The sequence below is a fragment of the Agromyces lapidis genome (assembly GCF_009749405.1).
GTDB classification, from domain to species: domain Bacteria; phylum Actinomycetota; class Actinomycetes; order Actinomycetales; family Microbacteriaceae; genus Agromyces; species Agromyces lapidis.
This window is the reverse complement of sequence record NZ_WBIQ01000014.1, coordinates 1-1419: the sequence shown is the minus strand read 5'-3', so window position 1 is coordinate 1419 and position 1419 is coordinate 1. Positions and strand designations below refer to the sequence as shown.

1 pseudogene is annotated in these 1419 nt (G+C 66.7%); it reads left to right on the top strand.

The features are described from left to right. Positions 1-121 precede the first annotated feature (121 nt). A pseudogene (locus GQQ93_RS17805) lies at positions 122-1368 on the top strand (IS256 family transposase). The last annotated feature ends 51 nt before the right edge of the window (positions 1369-1419 follow it).

Below are 1419 nucleotides of genomic sequence, written 5' to 3'. Positions count from 1 at the left end.
GCTGAGTCCCTCATAGTGGTGTAGCGCGCGGTGGCCGGCCTCGTCGCTCACGACGTAAACGCGGTCACTGTGTGATCCTTCGAGAAAGCTCTCTACTTCTCACTCGAATGGAGTCATCACGATGACCGCTCCTCATATTGTCGACCCTGCCGGCCTGCTCGGCGATGCCCTCGCGGACGCGTCCCCGGATCTGATGCGGCAGCTGCTGCAAACCATGATCAACGCGCTCCTCTCAGCTGACGCGGACGCAGTCGTCGGCGCCGAGTGGGGCAAACCCAGCCCGACCCGTACGACTCAGCGCAACGGGTACCGGCACCGCGATCTGGACACCCGCGTCGGCACCGTCGATGTCGCCATCCCGAAGCTGCGCAGCGGCACGTACTTCCCGGAGTGGCTGCTCGAGCGACGCAAACGGGCCGAGTCCGCGATGATCACCGTCGTCGCGGACTGCTACCTCGCCGGCGTGTCCACCCGGCGCATGGACAAGCTTGTCAAAACACTGGGCATCCACTCCCTGTCGAAGTCGCAGGTGTCCCGGATGGCGGCCGAGCTCGACGAGCACGTCGACCAATTCCGGCACCGCCCACTCGATGAGGCGGGCCGTTCACGTTCGTCGCCGCCGACGCGCTCACGATGAAGGTCCGCGAAGGCGGCCGGGTGATCAACGCCGTGGTGTTGATCGCGACCGGCGTCAACGCCGACGGCCGACGTGAGGTGCTCGGGCTGCGCGTGGCGACCAGTGAGACCGGCCCGGCGTGGAACACGTTCTTCGCCGACCTCGTCGCCCGCGGCCTGTCCGGTGTCCGGCTCGTGACCAGTGATGCGCATGCCGGGCTGGTCGAGGCGATCGCGGCGAACCTGCCCGGCGCAACCTGGCAGCGCTGCAGAACGCACTACGCAGCGAACCTGATGAGCGCGACGCCGAAGAGCATGTGGCCGGCCGTGAAAGCGATGCTGCACTCGGTCTACGACCAACCCAACGCCCAAGCGGTGCACGCCCAGTTCGACCGGCTCCTGGACTACGTCGACGGCAAACTGCCTGACGCGTTCGAGCACCTCGACGCAGCACGGGCCGACATCCTCGCGTTCACCGGGTTCCCCGAAGGGCTCTGGGCGCAGATATGGTCCAACAACCCGAACGAGCGCCTCAACCGTGAGATCCGCCGCCGCACCGACAGCGTCGGGATCTTCCCCAACCGCGACGCGATCATCCGCCTCGTCGGCGCCGTCCTGGCCGAGCAGACCGATGAATGGGCCGAAGGCCGCCGCTACCTCGGGCTCGACATCCTCGCCAGAAGCCGCCTCACCCTCGTCCCCGACACCCGAAACGAGGTAAGCACCGACACCGTCCTCGAACTCAGCGCCTAACCCATCAGAACGAAGGACACCGCGCTACACCACCACCAGGGACTTGACCGG